Annotated in this window: 11 protein-coding genes; 6 read left to right on the top strand and 5 right to left on the bottom strand. The window is 70.8% G+C overall.

Annotated elements, in window-relative coordinates; all coding sequences use genetic code 11:
• Position 1 precedes the first annotated feature (1 nt).
• From ACZ619_RS28495 to ACZ619_RS28475, 5 genes are all read right to left on the bottom strand, one after another.
• Positions 2–2,092, bottom strand: coding sequence for an acetate--CoA ligase family protein (locus ACZ619_RS28495; RefSeq protein ID WP_469604661.1), 2,091 nt, complete (start codon positions 2,090–2,092; stop codon positions 2–4).
• Between the two features lie 62 nt (positions 2,093–2,154).
• Positions 2,155–3,069, bottom strand: coding sequence for an enoyl-CoA hydratase/isomerase family protein (locus ACZ619_RS28490; protein ID WP_469604659.1), 915 nt, complete (start codon positions 3,067–3,069; stop codon positions 2,155–2,157).
• A 17-nt stretch (positions 3,070–3,086) separates the two neighbouring features.
• Positions 3,087–4,367: a CaiB/BaiF CoA transferase family protein gene (locus ACZ619_RS28485; protein ID WP_469604657.1), complete on the bottom strand. Its 1,281-nt coding sequence runs from the start codon at positions 4,365–4,367 to the stop codon at positions 3,087–3,089.
• Positions 4,368–4,369: 2 nt separating this feature from the next.
• Positions 4,370–5,500, bottom strand: coding sequence for a CoA transferase (locus ACZ619_RS28480; RefSeq protein ID WP_469604655.1), 1,131 nt, complete (start codon positions 5,498–5,500; stop codon positions 4,370–4,372).
• A gap of 52 nt (positions 5,501–5,552) precedes the next feature.
• Complete coding sequence (locus ACZ619_RS28475; protein WP_469604652.1) at positions 5,553–7,445, bottom strand: flavin-containing monooxygenase; 1,893 nt, start codon at positions 7,443–7,445, stop codon at positions 5,553–5,555.
• A 235-nt stretch (positions 7,446–7,680) separates the two neighbouring features.
• Here ACZ619_RS28475 and ACZ619_RS28470 point away from each other — a divergent pair, with 235 nt between their 5' ends.
• The 6 genes from ACZ619_RS28470 to ACZ619_RS28445 all read left to right on the top strand — a co-directional run bounded on the left by ACZ619_RS28470 (position 7,681) and on the right by ACZ619_RS28445 (position 14,705).
• Positions 7,681–8,889 carry a CaiB/BaiF CoA transferase family protein gene (locus ACZ619_RS28470; protein WP_469604650.1) on the top strand — a complete coding sequence of 403 codons (1,209 nt, stop codon included), beginning with the start codon at positions 7,681–7,683 and terminating at the stop codon, positions 8,887–8,889.
• A complete protein-coding gene (locus ACZ619_RS28465) occupies positions 8,886–9,677 on the top strand; it encodes an enoyl-CoA hydratase-related protein (RefSeq protein WP_469604647.1) in 792 nt (263 codons plus the stop codon). Before ACZ619_RS28470 ends, ACZ619_RS28465 begins: the two co-directional genes overlap by 4 nt.
• On the top strand, positions 9,677–10,813 hold the full coding sequence (locus ACZ619_RS28460) for an acyl-CoA dehydrogenase family protein (protein ID WP_469604644.1): 1,137 nt from the start codon (positions 9,677–9,679) through the stop codon (positions 10,811–10,813). The genes ACZ619_RS28465 and ACZ619_RS28460 overlap by 1 nt, the downstream gene beginning before the upstream one ends.
• Positions 10,810–11,814 carry an acyl-CoA dehydrogenase family protein gene (locus ACZ619_RS28455; protein ID WP_469604642.1) on the top strand — a complete coding sequence of 335 codons (1,005 nt, stop codon included), beginning with the start codon at positions 10,810–10,812 and terminating at the stop codon, positions 11,812–11,814. The genes ACZ619_RS28460 and ACZ619_RS28455 overlap by 4 nt, the downstream gene beginning before the upstream one ends.
• Before the next feature lie 96 nt (positions 11,815–11,910).
• Entirely contained in the window at positions 11,911–13,731 is a 1,821-nt protein-coding gene (locus ACZ619_RS28450) for a CocE/NonD family hydrolase (protein WP_469604639.1), read from the top strand.
• Positions 13,732–13,796: 65 nt separating this feature from the next.
• Positions 13,797–14,705: an SMP-30/gluconolactonase/LRE family protein gene (locus tag ACZ619_RS28445; protein ID WP_469604637.1), complete on the top strand. Its 909-nt coding sequence runs from the start codon at positions 13,797–13,799 to the stop codon at positions 14,703–14,705.
• Positions 14,706–14,789 lie beyond the last annotated feature (84 nt).

Raw genomic sequence — 14,789 nt, 5'->3', positions numbered from 1 at the left:
GTCAGGCCTTGGTCCTGATCACGCCGTCCACGCCCACGACGTAGTCGGTTCCGACGATCAGCGGGTTGATCTCCAGTTCGAGGATGTCGTCGGCGTGCTCGACAGCCAGTCGGCTCACCTGCCGCAGCACGGCGACGACGCCGTCCACGTCGGCCCGGATCCCGCGCCGTCCTTCGACGAGCGCTCGGCCGAGCGGGAGCGTGCGCAGCATCTCGCGGGCGTCGTCGTCGGACAGGACTCCGTACCGCCAGGCGCGGGTGCCCTCCAGCTCGGCCCAGGTGCCGCCGACCCCGAGCATGACGTGGACGCCGAACCGGGGGTCGTTCACCGCGCCGACGATCAGCTCGGCGACCTTGCCCTGCACCTCCGGTTGCAGCACCACGGTGCCTTCGGCGCCGACCTCGGCGGAGAGCCTCCGCCAGGCCTGGTGGAGGGCTTCCTCGGTGCGGATCCCGATCTGGACCAGGCCCCGGTCGGTCTTGTGGGTCACGCCGGGCAGCAGTCCCTTCAGGACGACCGGGTAGTGCATGCCGCGCACGGCGGCGACCAGGTCGTCCTCGGTGGCGACCTCGTGCGACTCGATCATGCGGACCCCCGCCTGCGCGAACCTGCGCATCGCGTCCAGTTCGGGGAGCGCGTGCGATTCCTCCGCGGGAGTGCTCCCGGCGGCCGGCGCCGACGCCCCGACGGGGCTGCGGTGGGGTTCGACGTCCTCGCCGATGATCGCGCGCAGGGCCCGCCAGGCCGCGTCCCCGTCGTCGACCAGTCCGATGCCCGCCGCCGCGAGGCGCTCGCGGAAGGCGCGGCCCATGGTCGACGCGTGGACGACGGGAACACGGCCCGCGAGGTCGACGTACCTCTGGATCGAGGACTCGATCCACTCTGGCCGCCAGTCGGGGTACTTGAAAGCGGCGCCCCCGAGGATCACGACACAGCTCACGTCGGGGTCGTCGGCGATCAGGCGGTCCAGCTCACCGGTCAGCCCGCGCTGCGCCACCGCCGCGGTGGTGTCGATGGGGTTGGCCAGGCCCGCTTCGGGGGCGATGGCGCGGATCTTCGCCACGGTGTCCGGGTGCAGGCTCGCCAGGGGGACCCGGTTCTCCTCGCACAGGTCCGACACCAGGGCGGCGTCTCCCCCGGAGCCCGCCATCACGACGACGCGGCCGTGGAGTCGTCCGACCGTCAGCAGGAGTCCGCAGACCTGTGCCGCCTCACCCACGGTGCGGCACCGCACGACGTCGCACTCGCGGACCATCGCGTCGACGAAGACGTCGGGTGAGGCGAGGGCGCCGGTGTGCGAGGCGATGGCGCGATTGCCGCGCTCCGTGCGGCCGGGCTTCAGCAGCACCACTTCCTTGCCCGCCGCCCGTGCGGCCTTCAGGGACTCCCGCAGCGCGGCCGGGTCCGGAATACCCTCCAGGTAGACCAGAACGACGCGGGTCGTGTCCCGCTGCACCAGGTAGTCGATCACCTCCGGGACGGAGATGTCCGCGCAGTTGCCCATGGTCATCCACAGGTCGACGCCCTGCCCGAACTCGGAGACCTCCTCCATCAGACGGCAGGCGACGTTGCCGCTCTGCGCGACGACGGAGACGGCTCCGGCGCGGCAGTCGTCGAAGGGGGGCCGGGCCGCGAAGAGGCCGTCCCGGAAGTTGATCAGGCCCATGCAGTTCGGGCCGAACAACCGCACACCGCGGGCCCGGGCCAGCTCCCGGACGCGTCGCTCCGCCTCCGCACCGGCGGCGTCGACCTCGCCGAAGCCCGCGGTGACGACCGTGGCCACCCTGATCCCGGCGCGCGCGCAGTCCTCCACCGCGTCCTCGACGCCGGCCAGGGGGACGGCGATGAACGCGAAGTCGAGCCGGTCCTTCAGCGGGCTGTCGGCGGCCGAGGCGACCGTCCCGACGCCGTGAATGGTCTGAGGACGCGGGTTGACGAAGACGACGCGGTCGGCGTAGCCGTGCCGCATCAGGTTGTCGCCCACCCGGGCACCCTGGGCCCCCAGGGACCGCTCGCTGGCTCCGTACACCGCGACAGCGCGCGGGGCCAGACCACGGTCGAGCCAGCTCCAGTCCGTTACCGACGCAGACACACACCGCTCCTTAGTGAAGTCGGGGCGCCCGTGTCCTCGACACGAGCGGCCACAAGGGTCGACTAGAAACCGAGTTCGTCCCACTGGCGGCGCATCTCGCCGAGCGCGCCCTTCACCCCCAGGGTGTTGCGCTCCTTGAGGAAGTTGAACTCGTCGTCGCGCCACACCACGTTGGTGAAGAGCGGCTGGGCCACGCTCACGAAGTCCTCGTACGACTTCGCGCCGACCAGCGACCAGAAGATCCGCAGCGACCGCCGCCCGATCATCAGGTTGTCCGTGGAGTGCCAGGCGACGGCACGCGCGTATTTCATCGCCTCGTCCATCAGCGACTCCGAGGGCACGACCGACTCGACGACACCCCACTGCTGCATCTCCGTCGCGGGGACCAGCCGTCCGGTCAGGAGCATCGACCGGGCGCGGTTGACCCCGGCCTTGAGGGCCAGGACCGGGAAGCTCACCGAGAAGCCGGCGTATCCGATCCGGGACTCCGGCTCACCGAACACGGCGGTCTCCGAGGCGACGACGAGGTCGGCCTGGACCGCGTAGTTGAAGCCTCCCGCCACGCACGGTCCGTCCACCGCGCAGATGACGGTCTTGTCGCAGTTGAGGATCAGTGAGTTGGGGTTCTTCCACTGGTGCATGCGCACGGACTGCGGCAGGCGCCCGCCGGGACGCTGCCCGACCGACTCGACCGGCGTCCGGCGCAGGTCGACGCCCGAACAGAACGCGCCGCCCGAGCCGGTGAGAACGATGACCTTGATGTCGTCGTCGTCCTCGGCACGGGCGACCTTGCGCTCCAGCTCCCGGAAACTGTACGGGGACAGGAGCGCGTTCTTGCGCTCGGGCCGGTTGAAGGTGATGAGCGCGATGTGCGGCTCGACCACCTCGTACAGGACCAGATCATCGATCTGCTCGGCCGTGAGGTCGTCCGGGGCTCGGTCGTCCGGGCGCTCCTCGGCATACGCTTCGCGCGCCATGGCGCCTCCTGGGTTCACTACGTCGGCTCGCCGAGCCGGGATGGACAGGGGAACGTCGTCGCTGGGCCGAAGGCGCCGTTCGAGTGGGCCTCCACGATCTCCTCGTCGGTGAGTCCCAGCACCTCACTCAACGTCTCGTAGGTGTGCTCGCCGAGGTCGGGGGCGGGTCCGATCGGCCGGTCCGCCCTTCCATCCACCTTGATGTCGAACGGCAGTTTGGGAAGTACGGCGCTGTCGAGCTCGTTGTGGACGACCTCTCCGAAGTACCCCGAATCGGTCAGGAACTTGTCCTGGAAGACGTCGCTCGCGGTGCGCACCGGCTCGGCGGCCACACCGGCGGCCTGCAGCTCCTGTGCGAGGGAGAACACGTCGTGGCGTACGGTCGCGGCCGAGAGGACGGCGTCGAGCGAGGACCGCTGCTCCCAGCGGTCCTCGGGGCTGCCGAAGCGTTCCAGCACCTCGTCCGGGAGTTCCAGAACATCCGCCACCGCGCGCCAGTCCTCGTCGTCGAAGGTGGCGATGGCGATCCAGGAGTCCCCCGTGCCGGCGCACGGATAGCAGCCGTGGGGTGCGAAGCCCGTCTCGTCGTTCCCGCTCGGGCCGATGGCCTCTCCGGTCCGCGCCGCCCGCAGCACCGTCTCGGGGGCGACCGCGATCGCCGCCTCGATCATCGAGAGGTCGATGAAGCAGCCTCCGTCGTCCTCGCCGCGTCCGTGGAGGGCGGCCAGGACGGCGAGGGCGGCCGCCTGCCCCGCGAGGACGTCGCTGTAGGTACCGAAGATCTGCTCCGCCCGGCCGCCGGGATACCCCGTGCTCGCGGACAGACCCGAGAAGGCGTGGATGGACGGCCCGAGGGCGACGAACGCGGCGTAGTCGCTGTCGCTGCCGAAGCCGGACAGGGCCGCGTAGATCAGCCGCGGATTGGCCTCGCTCACGGTGTCGTAGCCGAGCCCCAGGGCGTCGAGCACGCCGGGGCGGTAGTTCGAGACGACGACGTCGCTCTCGGCGATCAGGCGCCGGCACAGTTCCAGCCCCGGCTCGGTCTTGACGTCGAGCGCGCAGCTGCGCTTCATCAGGTTGGTCCCGACGAAGACGGAGCTGTTGTTGAGCGTGGGGGTCGTGCCGGGCTTGAGCAGTGACATCCGGAACGGGTCCGGGCGTTTCGGCGACTCGATCCTGATGACCTCGGCCCCCAGGGCGGCCAGCCAGAGCGTGCAGTGCGGTCCGGCGACGAACTGGGTGAAGTCGACCACTCGAACACCTTCGAGCGGTCGGCCGACCTGCGAGGATTCTCCCATCGTCATCCTCCTCGCCTCTCGGGGAACGTGACGAGGGCCGGGCCCGCGGGCACCCTCGACGGTCCGTCCCCGTCCCAGAACCCACGGTTCACCAGTACGTCCTCCGCCAGGATCTCCGGTCCGGTGTTGACGGGCGCGCTCGGTACGCCGAAGGCCTGGGCCAGGTTGAAGACCTCCTGCTTCGAGCGGTCCGCGAGCCACGTGGAGAGACGGGAGTAGATCTCCTTCCAGTTGCGGTAGCGCAGTCCTGGAGTGGCGAACCGTTGGTCCTCCATCCAGGCGGGGCTGTCGAGCATCGCGCGGAGCGCCTCCCACTGTTTGACACCGGTGTAGTTGAGGTTCACCGCGCCGTCCCGGCAGGGCAGGTTCTGCTGGTCGGCGGTACCGCCGGCGCCGCGTCCCTTGGCGAGGTCCCGTCGCAGGCCACCGGCATGGTAGGCGTAGGTGCTCAGGTTCTGCCGGAACATGTTGGCCATCGCCTCGTACGCGCTGAGGTCGGCGCTCACCTGCCGGCCGCCGGCCGCCCGCCGCTGGTGGAGCGCCGAGACGACCGTGATGGCGGCGGTCAGTCCGCTCGCGAAGTGCCCCTGGTGGCTGCGCGGGCGCAGGGGGGCCATCGACGCCGGGTCGGCGACGAGTCCGGGGGTCGCGAATCCGGGGCCGCCGCCGTGGTAGATGGTCAGGTCCGACGCACGGCGGTCCGCGCGCTCGCCCCCGCCGAACGGGCTGAGGCGCACCACGATGATCTCGGGGCGGATCCGCACGACGTCGTCGAGGAGATCGGCGGTGCGCGTCGCCGCGCCCCGGCGGAAGTCGGTCACGACGACATCGGCGGAGGCGATCAGTCCGACGATCTGCTCCCGGCCGGCACCGGTCTCCGGGTCCGCGTGCACCGCGCTCTTGTGCCGGTCGAGGTACGGGGCGTAGTGGGGGGCCGTGCGCAGATGGGCGTCCGCGAACGGGGTGGCTCCTTTGCGGCGGAGTTCGTCGAGTTCGAGGCTGGTGACCCGGGCGCCGTATCCGGCCAGCAGCTGGGTCGCGAACGCGCCCATCAGGGACACCGAGCAATCCACGATGTGCACGCCTTCGAGGAAGCCGTAGCGGCGGGCCGCTCCGCTCTCGTTCATCGTCATGGTCGCTTTCCAAGGTAGAAGAGGGCCATCCGGCAGGGAGGAGTGCCGCCCGTTATGTCTGAGTGGGCGGCGCGTCGGACTCGGTCGTGGAGAAGACGTACGGCTCTCCGCCCTCGCGGGCCTCCTGCCACCAGCGGCGCCAGGTGGCCGCCCCGCCGTAGTAGGCCAGGCTTCCGGGCTGCGCGGCACCGTCCTGGTTGTAGTAGGAGAAGCAGTCACGGAGGGGCGACGTGGCGACGTCCACGTCCCGGCAGTGCTCGGACCACCGGGCCTCGGCGCTCTCCTGGACGTCGACGACGTCCACGCCCCTGTCCCGCATCTCGGTCAGGAGCCAGGTGACGTACTCGCTGTGCGCCTCGATGCCGTCGGTGAAGTTGAGACCGCCACCGCCGCCCTGCGGCCCGGTCATCACCAGCAGGTTGGGGAAGCCGTGGCTGTGCAGACCGAGAAAGGTGCTGGTGCCCTGCCGGTCCCACTTCCCCGAGAGCGACTCACCCTTCTCACCGTGGACCATCCCGAAGGTCGAGCTGTCCATCCACTGGAAGCCCGTCGCGTACACCAGGACGTCCACCGGGTACTCCACGCCGTCATGGACCACTCCGCGCTCGGTGACCTGTTCCACGCCGCCCGGGGCCACGTCCACCAGGTGGGTGTTGGCCCGGTTGAACGTCGGCAGGTACTCGTCGTGGAAGGTGGGCCGCTTGCATCCGTAGATGTAGTACGGCTTGAGTGTCTGCGCGGTCGCGGGTGTGTCCACGACCTCGTCCACACGTGCCCTGATCCGCTCCATCAGGCGGAAGTTCGCCTGCAGTTGCCGTTCGACAGCCTCCGGCGTCAGGTCGGCGGGCCCGGTCTGCGGACGCGCGGGGCGCTCCACCCTGCCCGCGAGATAGTCGTCGTCGGCGAGCATCGCGGCGCGGCCCCGGGGCAGTTCGGAGAACCTCTTGCGGCGGGCCCGCGCCCAGCCGGGCTCCTTCGCCCACGTCTCGCGCTCCTCCTGGGTCGTCTCGCGCTGACCGCGGACGTCCACGGTCGAGGGGGTCCGCTGGAAGACGTACAACTGGTTTACGGACTTGGCCAGTTCGGGCACGATCTGCACCGCGGTCGCGCCGGTGCCGATCACGCCGACCCGCTTGCCGGCGAGGTCGACGGAGTGGTCCCAGCGGGAGGTGTGGAAGCTCTGTCCCGCGAAGGTCTCCATGCCCGGGATGCGGGCCAGTTTCGGGGTGGTCAGGATGCCGTTGGCGAGGACCAGGACACGGGCCGACATGGTGTCACCCCGGTCGGTGCGGACGGTCCAGCGCTCGCTCGTCCCATCCCAACGGGCCTCCTCGACCGCGGTGTTGAACAGGCACCGGTCGTAGAACCCGATGCGTTCCGCCACCATCTGGCAGTAGTTGTATATCTCGAACCCGGAGGCGTACTTCATCGAGGGGACGTAGCCCATCTCGTCGAGCAGCGGCAGATAGCTGTAGGACTCGATGTCGCAGGCGACGCCCGGGTACCGGTTCCAGTACCAGGTGCCGCCGACGTCGCCGCCGCGCTCGCAGAAGCGGATGTCCTCGAAGCCGGCCTCCTGGAGCCTGTGGCAGAGCACCAGGCCGGCGAATCCGGCTCCGACGACCAGGACGTCACAGCTGTCGTCGAGCGCTTGCCTGGGGACCGGCTCGGTGGAGAAGACGTCCGCGAGGTAGGGGGCGAAGTCGCCTTCGAGCCCTACATAGGACGCCTTGCCCCGCCGGGACTCACGCTCGGCGCGATAGCGCTCGCGCTGGTCGCCGTCGAAGGACGTGTCGTCCGGGGCTCCGGGGAGGCTGGTCAGACGCGCGTCCTCGACGACCGCGTAACCCGAGCCGGTGAGGCCGGGATGCGCAGCGGTCGACCGCGTGGCGAAGACCTTGCGCCCGGTTCGGGGGTCGATGCGAATGGCGGGGACCGACTGCATTGGCACTCCTTCAGACCACCTTCGAGTCCGCTTCCCGGGTCGCGGACCATCAGGCGATCCACCCAAGAAAGTAGTACACTACTATAGAGGCCGCCCCGGCGAGCGTCAACGGCACAGGGCGCGCGACGGGTCACAACCACCCGCCCCCACCACCCGGACCTGCCGATTGACGACGCCGAAACGCCAACTTAAAGTAATGCACTACTTTTAGCCGCGGCTACGAAAGGGGTCCCAGGTGACCCGGGACGGACAGGACGGCCCCCGCCCGCTGGCCGGTGTACTGGTCGCTGACTTCTCACGCGTCCTCGCGGGGCCCAGCGCGGCCATGCTGCTCGCCGACCTCGGTGCCGACGTGATCAAGGTGGAGCGCCCCGAAGGCGGTGACGACACCCGCGCCTGGGGCCCACCGCACCGCGGTGAGACCAGCACCTACTACCTCGGCACCAACCGGGGCAAGAAGGGAATGGCGCTCGACCTCAAGGACCCCGCCGACCTGGAGACGGCCCGCCGGCTGGCGCTGCGGGCCGACGTGCTGATCGAGAACTTCCTGCCCGGCACGCTCGACCGGTACGGGCTGGGCTACGACGAACTCCGGCCCGACAACCCGGGCCTGGTGTACTGCTCGATCACCGGCTTCGGCAGTGCCGGGGGCGCCGGGCGGCCCGGCTACGACTTCATCGCCCAGGCCGTGGGCGGCCTGATGAGCATCACCGGCGAGCCGGACGGCCAGCCCATGAAGGTCGGGGTGGCCCTGGTCGACGTCGTGACCGGGCTCCACGCCACGATCGCCGTCCTGGCGGCCCTCCGCTCCCGCGACGCGTCCGGCGTCGGCCACCGCGTCGAGGTCGACCTGCTCTCCTCCCTGCTGAGCGCCCTGTCCAACCAGTCCAGCGCCTATGTCGCGGCCGGCGAGGTGCCGTCCCGGCTGGGCAACCGGCACCCCAGCGTCGCCCCCTACCAACTGCTCCGGACGGCCGACCGGCAGATCGCGATCGGGTGCGGCAACGACACCCAGTTCCGCGCGCTCTGCCGCGCACTCGACGTGCCCGCCCTGGCCGACGATCCGCGCTTCGCGACCAACCGCGACCGGGTCGCGCACCTCCCGGACCTGCACGTCGAACTCGACGCCGCCGCACGGCGGCGGCGGTCCGCCGATGTGCTGGCCCAGTTGGAGTCCGCCCGGGTCCCGTGCGGCCCGGTGAACACGATCGCCGAGGCCTTCGCGCTCGCCGAGACGCTCGGCCTCGAACCGGTCCAGCACATCGAGACGGACACGGACTCACTCCCCCAGGTGTCACCGCCGTTCTTCTTCGACGGCCGCCGGGTACGGGTGTCGGGCCCGCCACCCGCGCTCGGAGAGCACACCGAAGACCTCCGCGCGTGGCTGGCGGCCACGGACCGGGAGACCTCCTCCTCCCCCATCCCCGAACGAGAGACCCCATGACCGAACCGCTCCTCGTCGACGCCCGCGGCCCCGTCGAGATCTGGACCATCAACGACCCCGAACGCCGCAACCCCGTCACGGGCCCGGAGTTCCTCAGCGCCTTCGCCGAGCAGATGATGCGGGTCAACGACAGCCCCGACGTGGGCGCCGTCGTACTCACCGGAGCCGGGCGCGCCTTCTCCGCGGGCGGCGACGTCAAGGCCATGGCCCGCCGCGAGGGCATGTTCGACGGCGACATCGTGGCCCTGCGCCGCAGCTACCGCAAACACGTGCAGAGCATCCCCCGGCTCATGTCGGCCAACGAGGTGCCGTTCGTCGCCGCGGTCAACGGCCCCGCCGTCGGCGCCGGCTGTGATCTGGCGTTCATGTGCGACCTCAGGGTCGCCGCCGACACCGCCTTCTTCGCCGAGAGTTTCGTCAAACTCGGTCTGATCCCGGGCGACGGCGGGGCGTGGTTCCTGCCCCGGAGTCTGCCCGCCGCCCGCGCCGCCGAGATGGTCCTCACCGGGGACCGGGTCCCGGCCCGCCAGGCGATGGAGTGGGGCATGCTCAACGCCGTCGTCGAGCCGGACCTCCTGCTGGAGACCGCCCTGCGGCTCGCCGAACGGGTGGCGGCCAACCCGGTCCCCGCGGTGCGCATGGCCAAGCGGCTGCTCCGCGAATCGAGCCGCTCCGACCTCAGCGGTGTGCTGGAACTCTCCGCGGCGATGCAGGCGATCGCCCACCAGACCGAGGAGCACGGCCAGGCCATGCGGGACGTCCTGGCCCCACGCCCGGAGGGACAGTGATGCTGCGGTCACCGGAGATCGTCGCCGAGGACGAGCGGCTGCGGGCGCTCCGAGCGGAGGTCCGGGCCTTCCTCGCCCGATGGGGCGACGCGCACGGCCCGTTCGCCGCGGTGGACAGCTGGCTGACCCGCTGGGACCCCGGGTTCACCCTGGCGCTGGCCGGGCGCGGCTGGCTGGGCATGACCGTCCCCGTCGAGTACGGCGGCACCGGCGCCACCTTCGTCGACCGGTTCGTCGTGACCGAGGAGCTGCTCGCCGCCGGTGCGCCGGTGGCCGCGCACTGGATCGCCGATCGGCAGATCGTGCCGTCCCTCCTCGCCTTCGGCACACCTGAGCAGCGGAAGCACTTCCTGCCCCGGATCGCGGCGGGAACCTGCTCGTTCGGCATCGGGATGAGCGAACCCGACACGGGCTCCGACCTGGCCGGAGTGCGCACGCGTGCCGAACGGGTCGACGGCGGATGGCGGGTGCACGGCTCCAAGGTCTGGACCTCGGGCGCCCACCGGGCCGAGGCGTTCTTCGCCCTGGTGCGCACCGCGCCCCGCGACGAAGCGCACCGGCACGCGGGACTGTCCCAGCTCATCGTCGACCTGCGCGCGCCGGGCGTCGAGATCCGCCCGATCGAGTCGATGAACGGTCAGTGCCACTTCAACGAGGTGTTCCTGGACGACGTGTTCGTCCCCGACGAGCGGCTGCTGGGGACGGAGGGCGACGGGTGGCACCAGGTGACCTCCGAACTCGCCTACGAGCGCAGCGGTCCGGAGCGGTTCCTCTCCACCCAGCTGCTGCTGGAGGCGATGGTGACCCGGGCCCCGCTCTTCGACCCCGCCGAACTGGGGCACGCCGTCGCCCGGGTGCACGCCCTGCACCACATGTCCACCGCGATCGCGCACCAGCTCCAGGCGCGGTCCAAGCCCGACGCGGCGGCGGCCGTGGTGAAGATCCTGGGCACGACACTGGAGGGGGACATCGCCGACATGGCCGACCTGCAACTGGCGGACCTCGGCGCGCGCGTCGACACCGCGCTCCACTCGACCCTGGTGGACTCGGTCATGCAACGGCCCGGATTCACCCTGCGCGGAGGCACCAACGAGGTGCTCCGCGGGATCCTCGCACGAGAGCTGGGGCTGCGATGACCGTCACGACGGCGATCGACCACGACATCGAGACCCTGATCGGCGGCGTGCTGGGGGCCGAGCCCCCGGAGGGCGGGCTGTGGCCGCTGCTGGTCGAGACGGGACTGGCCCGGCTCGGCACCCCCGAGCGGCTGGGGGGCAGCGGGGGCGGCCTCACGGAGGTAGCCGCCCTGCTCCGGGCCGCCGGGCGCGCCGCGTGCCCGCTCCCGCTGGCCGAGCACGACCTGGTCGCCGGACGCCTGCTGGAGGTCGCCGGCGACGCCCGTCTGCGGACCGTCGGGCACCTCGCCGACGGCGATACCGTGCCGCGCGTGCCGTTCACGTCCGAGGTCGAGCTTCTCGTGGTCCTGCGGTCGGACCCGGAGGGCGGCACCCGGGTGGCGGAGGTGCCGGTGAGCGCCTGCCGGGTGGCCGAGGGGGTGAACCTGGCCGGTGAGTCACGTCCGACCCTGGTCCTCCCCGCGGACCGGACCGCGTGGACGGAGGCGACGCATCCGGAGACGGCGCGCGCGGCACGCCTGCTCACGGCCTGGGCGCGCGCGACCAGCGCCGTCGGGGCCCTGGACCGGATCCTTGAGCTGTGCGTCGAGCACGCCGGCGCACGGGCCCAGTTCGGCCGCCCGATCGGCCGGTTCCAGGCCGTGCAGCATCTCGTCGCCGACATCGCGGCGAACGCGGCGCTGTCCCGGGCCGCGGTCGGCGCCGCCACGCTGCGTCTGGGCGACGCCGAGGGGGCGGAGCTGGCCGAGGCGGTCATCGCCGGGGAGTTCGAGATCGCGGCCGCCTGCTCCGTGCTGGGGCACGCGGCCTCGACGGTCGTGCGCAACGCCCACCAGGTCGTCGGCGCGCTCGGCACCACGCGCGAACACCCGCTGCACCGCTTCACCACGCGCGTCCTGGCGTGGCGTTCGGAGGTCGGCCCGGTCCGCGAGTGGGACCGCCTGGTGCTGCGGCACACGGTGGAGGCGGGCGGCGCCTGGCCTCGGATCGCACCCGTCTGACCGCTTGTCACATCGACGTGACACAAAATATAGTGCACTACTAAATTGCCAGCCGGCCGTCTTCGACCAGGTCCGCAGACAGGAGATCCGGAAGCCATGCCAGCCAACATCATCGTGGAGCAGGACGTCGTCATCCCGCTGCGGGACGGCACTCGCACGCGGGCGGATGTCTTCCGGTTCGACGACGACATACGGCGTCCGGTCGTCCTCCAGCGGTCGATCTACGGCAAACAGGGATACATGGAGCACGCCTATCCCGGGCCGATGGCCATCGTGCGGGCAGGCTACGCCTATGTCTCCCAGGACTGTCGCGGCTGCGGCGCGTCAGAGGGGTTCCTGGACTTCTCGTTCCAGGAGCAGGAGGACGGATACGACTCGGTCGAGTGGGCGGCGGCGCAGCCGTGGTCCGACGGGAAGGTCGGGGTCGTCGGCAACTCGGCCCTGACCATGACCGCCCTCCAGGCGGTCGCCGCCCAGCCGCCCTCGCTGGGCGCCGCCTTCGTGGTGGACGGCCACACGGACATGGAGTCCTGGACCCACCGGGCGGGTGTCCCCTCGGAGGTCTACTTCGCCGCCCAGTTCATGTCGCACATGGCCACGCTGAACAACCTGCCGCGCCTCGGTCTCGGCGAAGCCGAGCGCGAGGAGCTCCTGCGGGAGGTGCGGTCGGCCGTCAGATCGACCCGGGAGGATCTGCTGCGCCTTCCCCTGCTCGATTTCACAGCACTCAAGGACGATCATGTGACCTCGGGGCTGCGCAGCATCTTTCTCGCCGAGCCCACGGATCCGTTCTGGAAGAAGGACTCCCGCGCCCTCGGAAAGGATCCCTCGCGCGCCCTCGTCCCCATCAAGGCCGTCACTGGTGTGTACTCACCCTTCGCGGCGTCGATGGCGAAGATCTGGGCGGCCGATCCGGACATCGGCCATGAACTCGTCATAGGACCCTGGGGCCACTTCGGCACCGTGGGGACACCGTCCGGCCCCCGCGACCACCTCGACGCGCCGGCCGGCGGCCGCAAGGTATGGTGGGCGGCCATGATCGCGTGGTTCGATCGCTGGCTGAAGGACCCGGCCCCGGCGGCGACACACCCGTCCAGACTGCACTACTACCTGTCGGGCGAGAACAAGTGGGCCGCGTCGAGCACTTGGCCCCCGAGCGGATCCGCATTCGACGTCTTCCTCGACAGCGCCCCCGCCGCGCAAGCGGAACGGGAAGGCCTGCTGGCCTTCGAGGCACCCGCCGGCTACGGAAGCCCCGCCTACACCTACGATCCTGCCGACCCGGCGCCGACCATCGGTGGCGTCCTCATCGACATCGGCCAGGTCGCCCGGTTCGACCGCACGCTGACGGCCGACGGGGCACACGACCAGCGGCCCCTCGAAACACGCGACGACCTGCTGGTCTACGACTCTCCGGTGCTGACGGACGTGGTGCGGGTGGCCGGATCCGCGCAGGCGACCGTCTGGGTCTCCAGCAGCGCGGAGGACACCGACTTCATCGTAAGGATCATCGACGTGGCGCCGGACGGCTTCGCGGCGAAGCTCGCCGAGGGAGTCCTGCGCACCCGCTACCGCGGCGGCGGCAACGCGTCATGGCTGACACCGGGTGAGCCCGTGGAGCTGGACATCGCGATCGACCCGATCGTCCACTCCTTCCTGCCCGGCCACCGGATCCGCGTGCACATCACCAGCAGCAGCTTCCCCAAGTACTCGCGCAACCTGAACTCCCGGGTCGTCCCCGAGGTGGGACGCGAGACGGACATCAGCGTGGCCGCCCAACGTGTCCACACCGGGCCCGACATGCCCTCGCGCGTCACCCTGCACGTGGTGCCCGAGACCGCGGCCTCGTCGCCCTACGACCTGTCAGCCGCGCAGCGCCCGGCTGAACTCGACAGCAGGAGCGGGGGGCCGTCCTGAGCCCTGCCCAGGTCCAGGGGGTTGCCGCCCCGAAGAGCCACCGCCCATGAGATGAAGAGAGCCGCATGGACAGCAACGCCACTCAGTTCGACATGTCCACCCTGCGCGTCGTCGGCACCGGGCTGCGCTTCCCGGAGGGCCCCGTCGCCATGGACGACGGAACGGTGCTGGTATCGGAGCTCGCGGGCGCCCTGGCCCGGATCACGCCGGACGGCTTCCTGCACCGTTACGAGTGCGGCGGCGGTGTGAACGGCGCCGCGTTCGGCCCGGACGGCCACGTCTATCTGGCCAACAACGGCGGCACCCGCCTCGTCGTCGACGAGCACGGCATCACGAGGACGAACGGCGGCGGCCCCGGCAACGAGAAGTTCGACCAGGGCAGCCTGCAACGCCTCGACCTGGACACCGGCGAGGTCGACACCGTCCACACCCACGCCGAGGGTCACCATCTCGGCTGGCTCAACGACATCGTCTTCGACACCTTCGGCAACTGCTACTTCGTCGACACCACCACGGGGAACATCTGCTATGCCGACCCCATGGGCCGGTGGATCCGGTGGGCCGTCACCGGCCTCGCCCTGCCGAACGGTGCGGGCCTGTCGCCCGACGGCACCCGCCTGTACGTGAGCGAGACCTTCGGCGATCTGAACGTGTGGGACGTCGTGGCTCCGGGAGAGCTCACCAACCGACGCATCCTGTTCCACGACGCCGAGGGGCACGGCTGGGACGGGCTGGCCGTCGACGGCGCCGGCAACGTGTGCGCCGCCAATCTGAAGAGGTCCGGGATCTCGGTCGTCTCACCCGAAGGCCGGGAGATCGGACGGTTCGTGACTCCGGAACACGACCCCTGGGTGACCAACATCTGCTTCGGCGGCACCGACCCGGGCACCGGCTACATCTGTTCCTCGGGGCGCGGGATCCTGTACGCCGTCGAGTGGCCCTGGGAAGGTCACCGGCTCAACTTCGCCCGCTGAAGGGCGCACTCGGGGACAGCGAGGGAAGAAGCCGCGGCCGACCGTGCCTTCCGGCACCGTCGGCCGCGGCTCCCTTCGTACGTC

The organism is Streptomyces sp. NPDC104367 (genome assembly GCF_055583825.1).
Note: the sequence above shows the minus strand (reverse complement) of the source record. Positions and strands in the feature narration are given on the sequence as shown.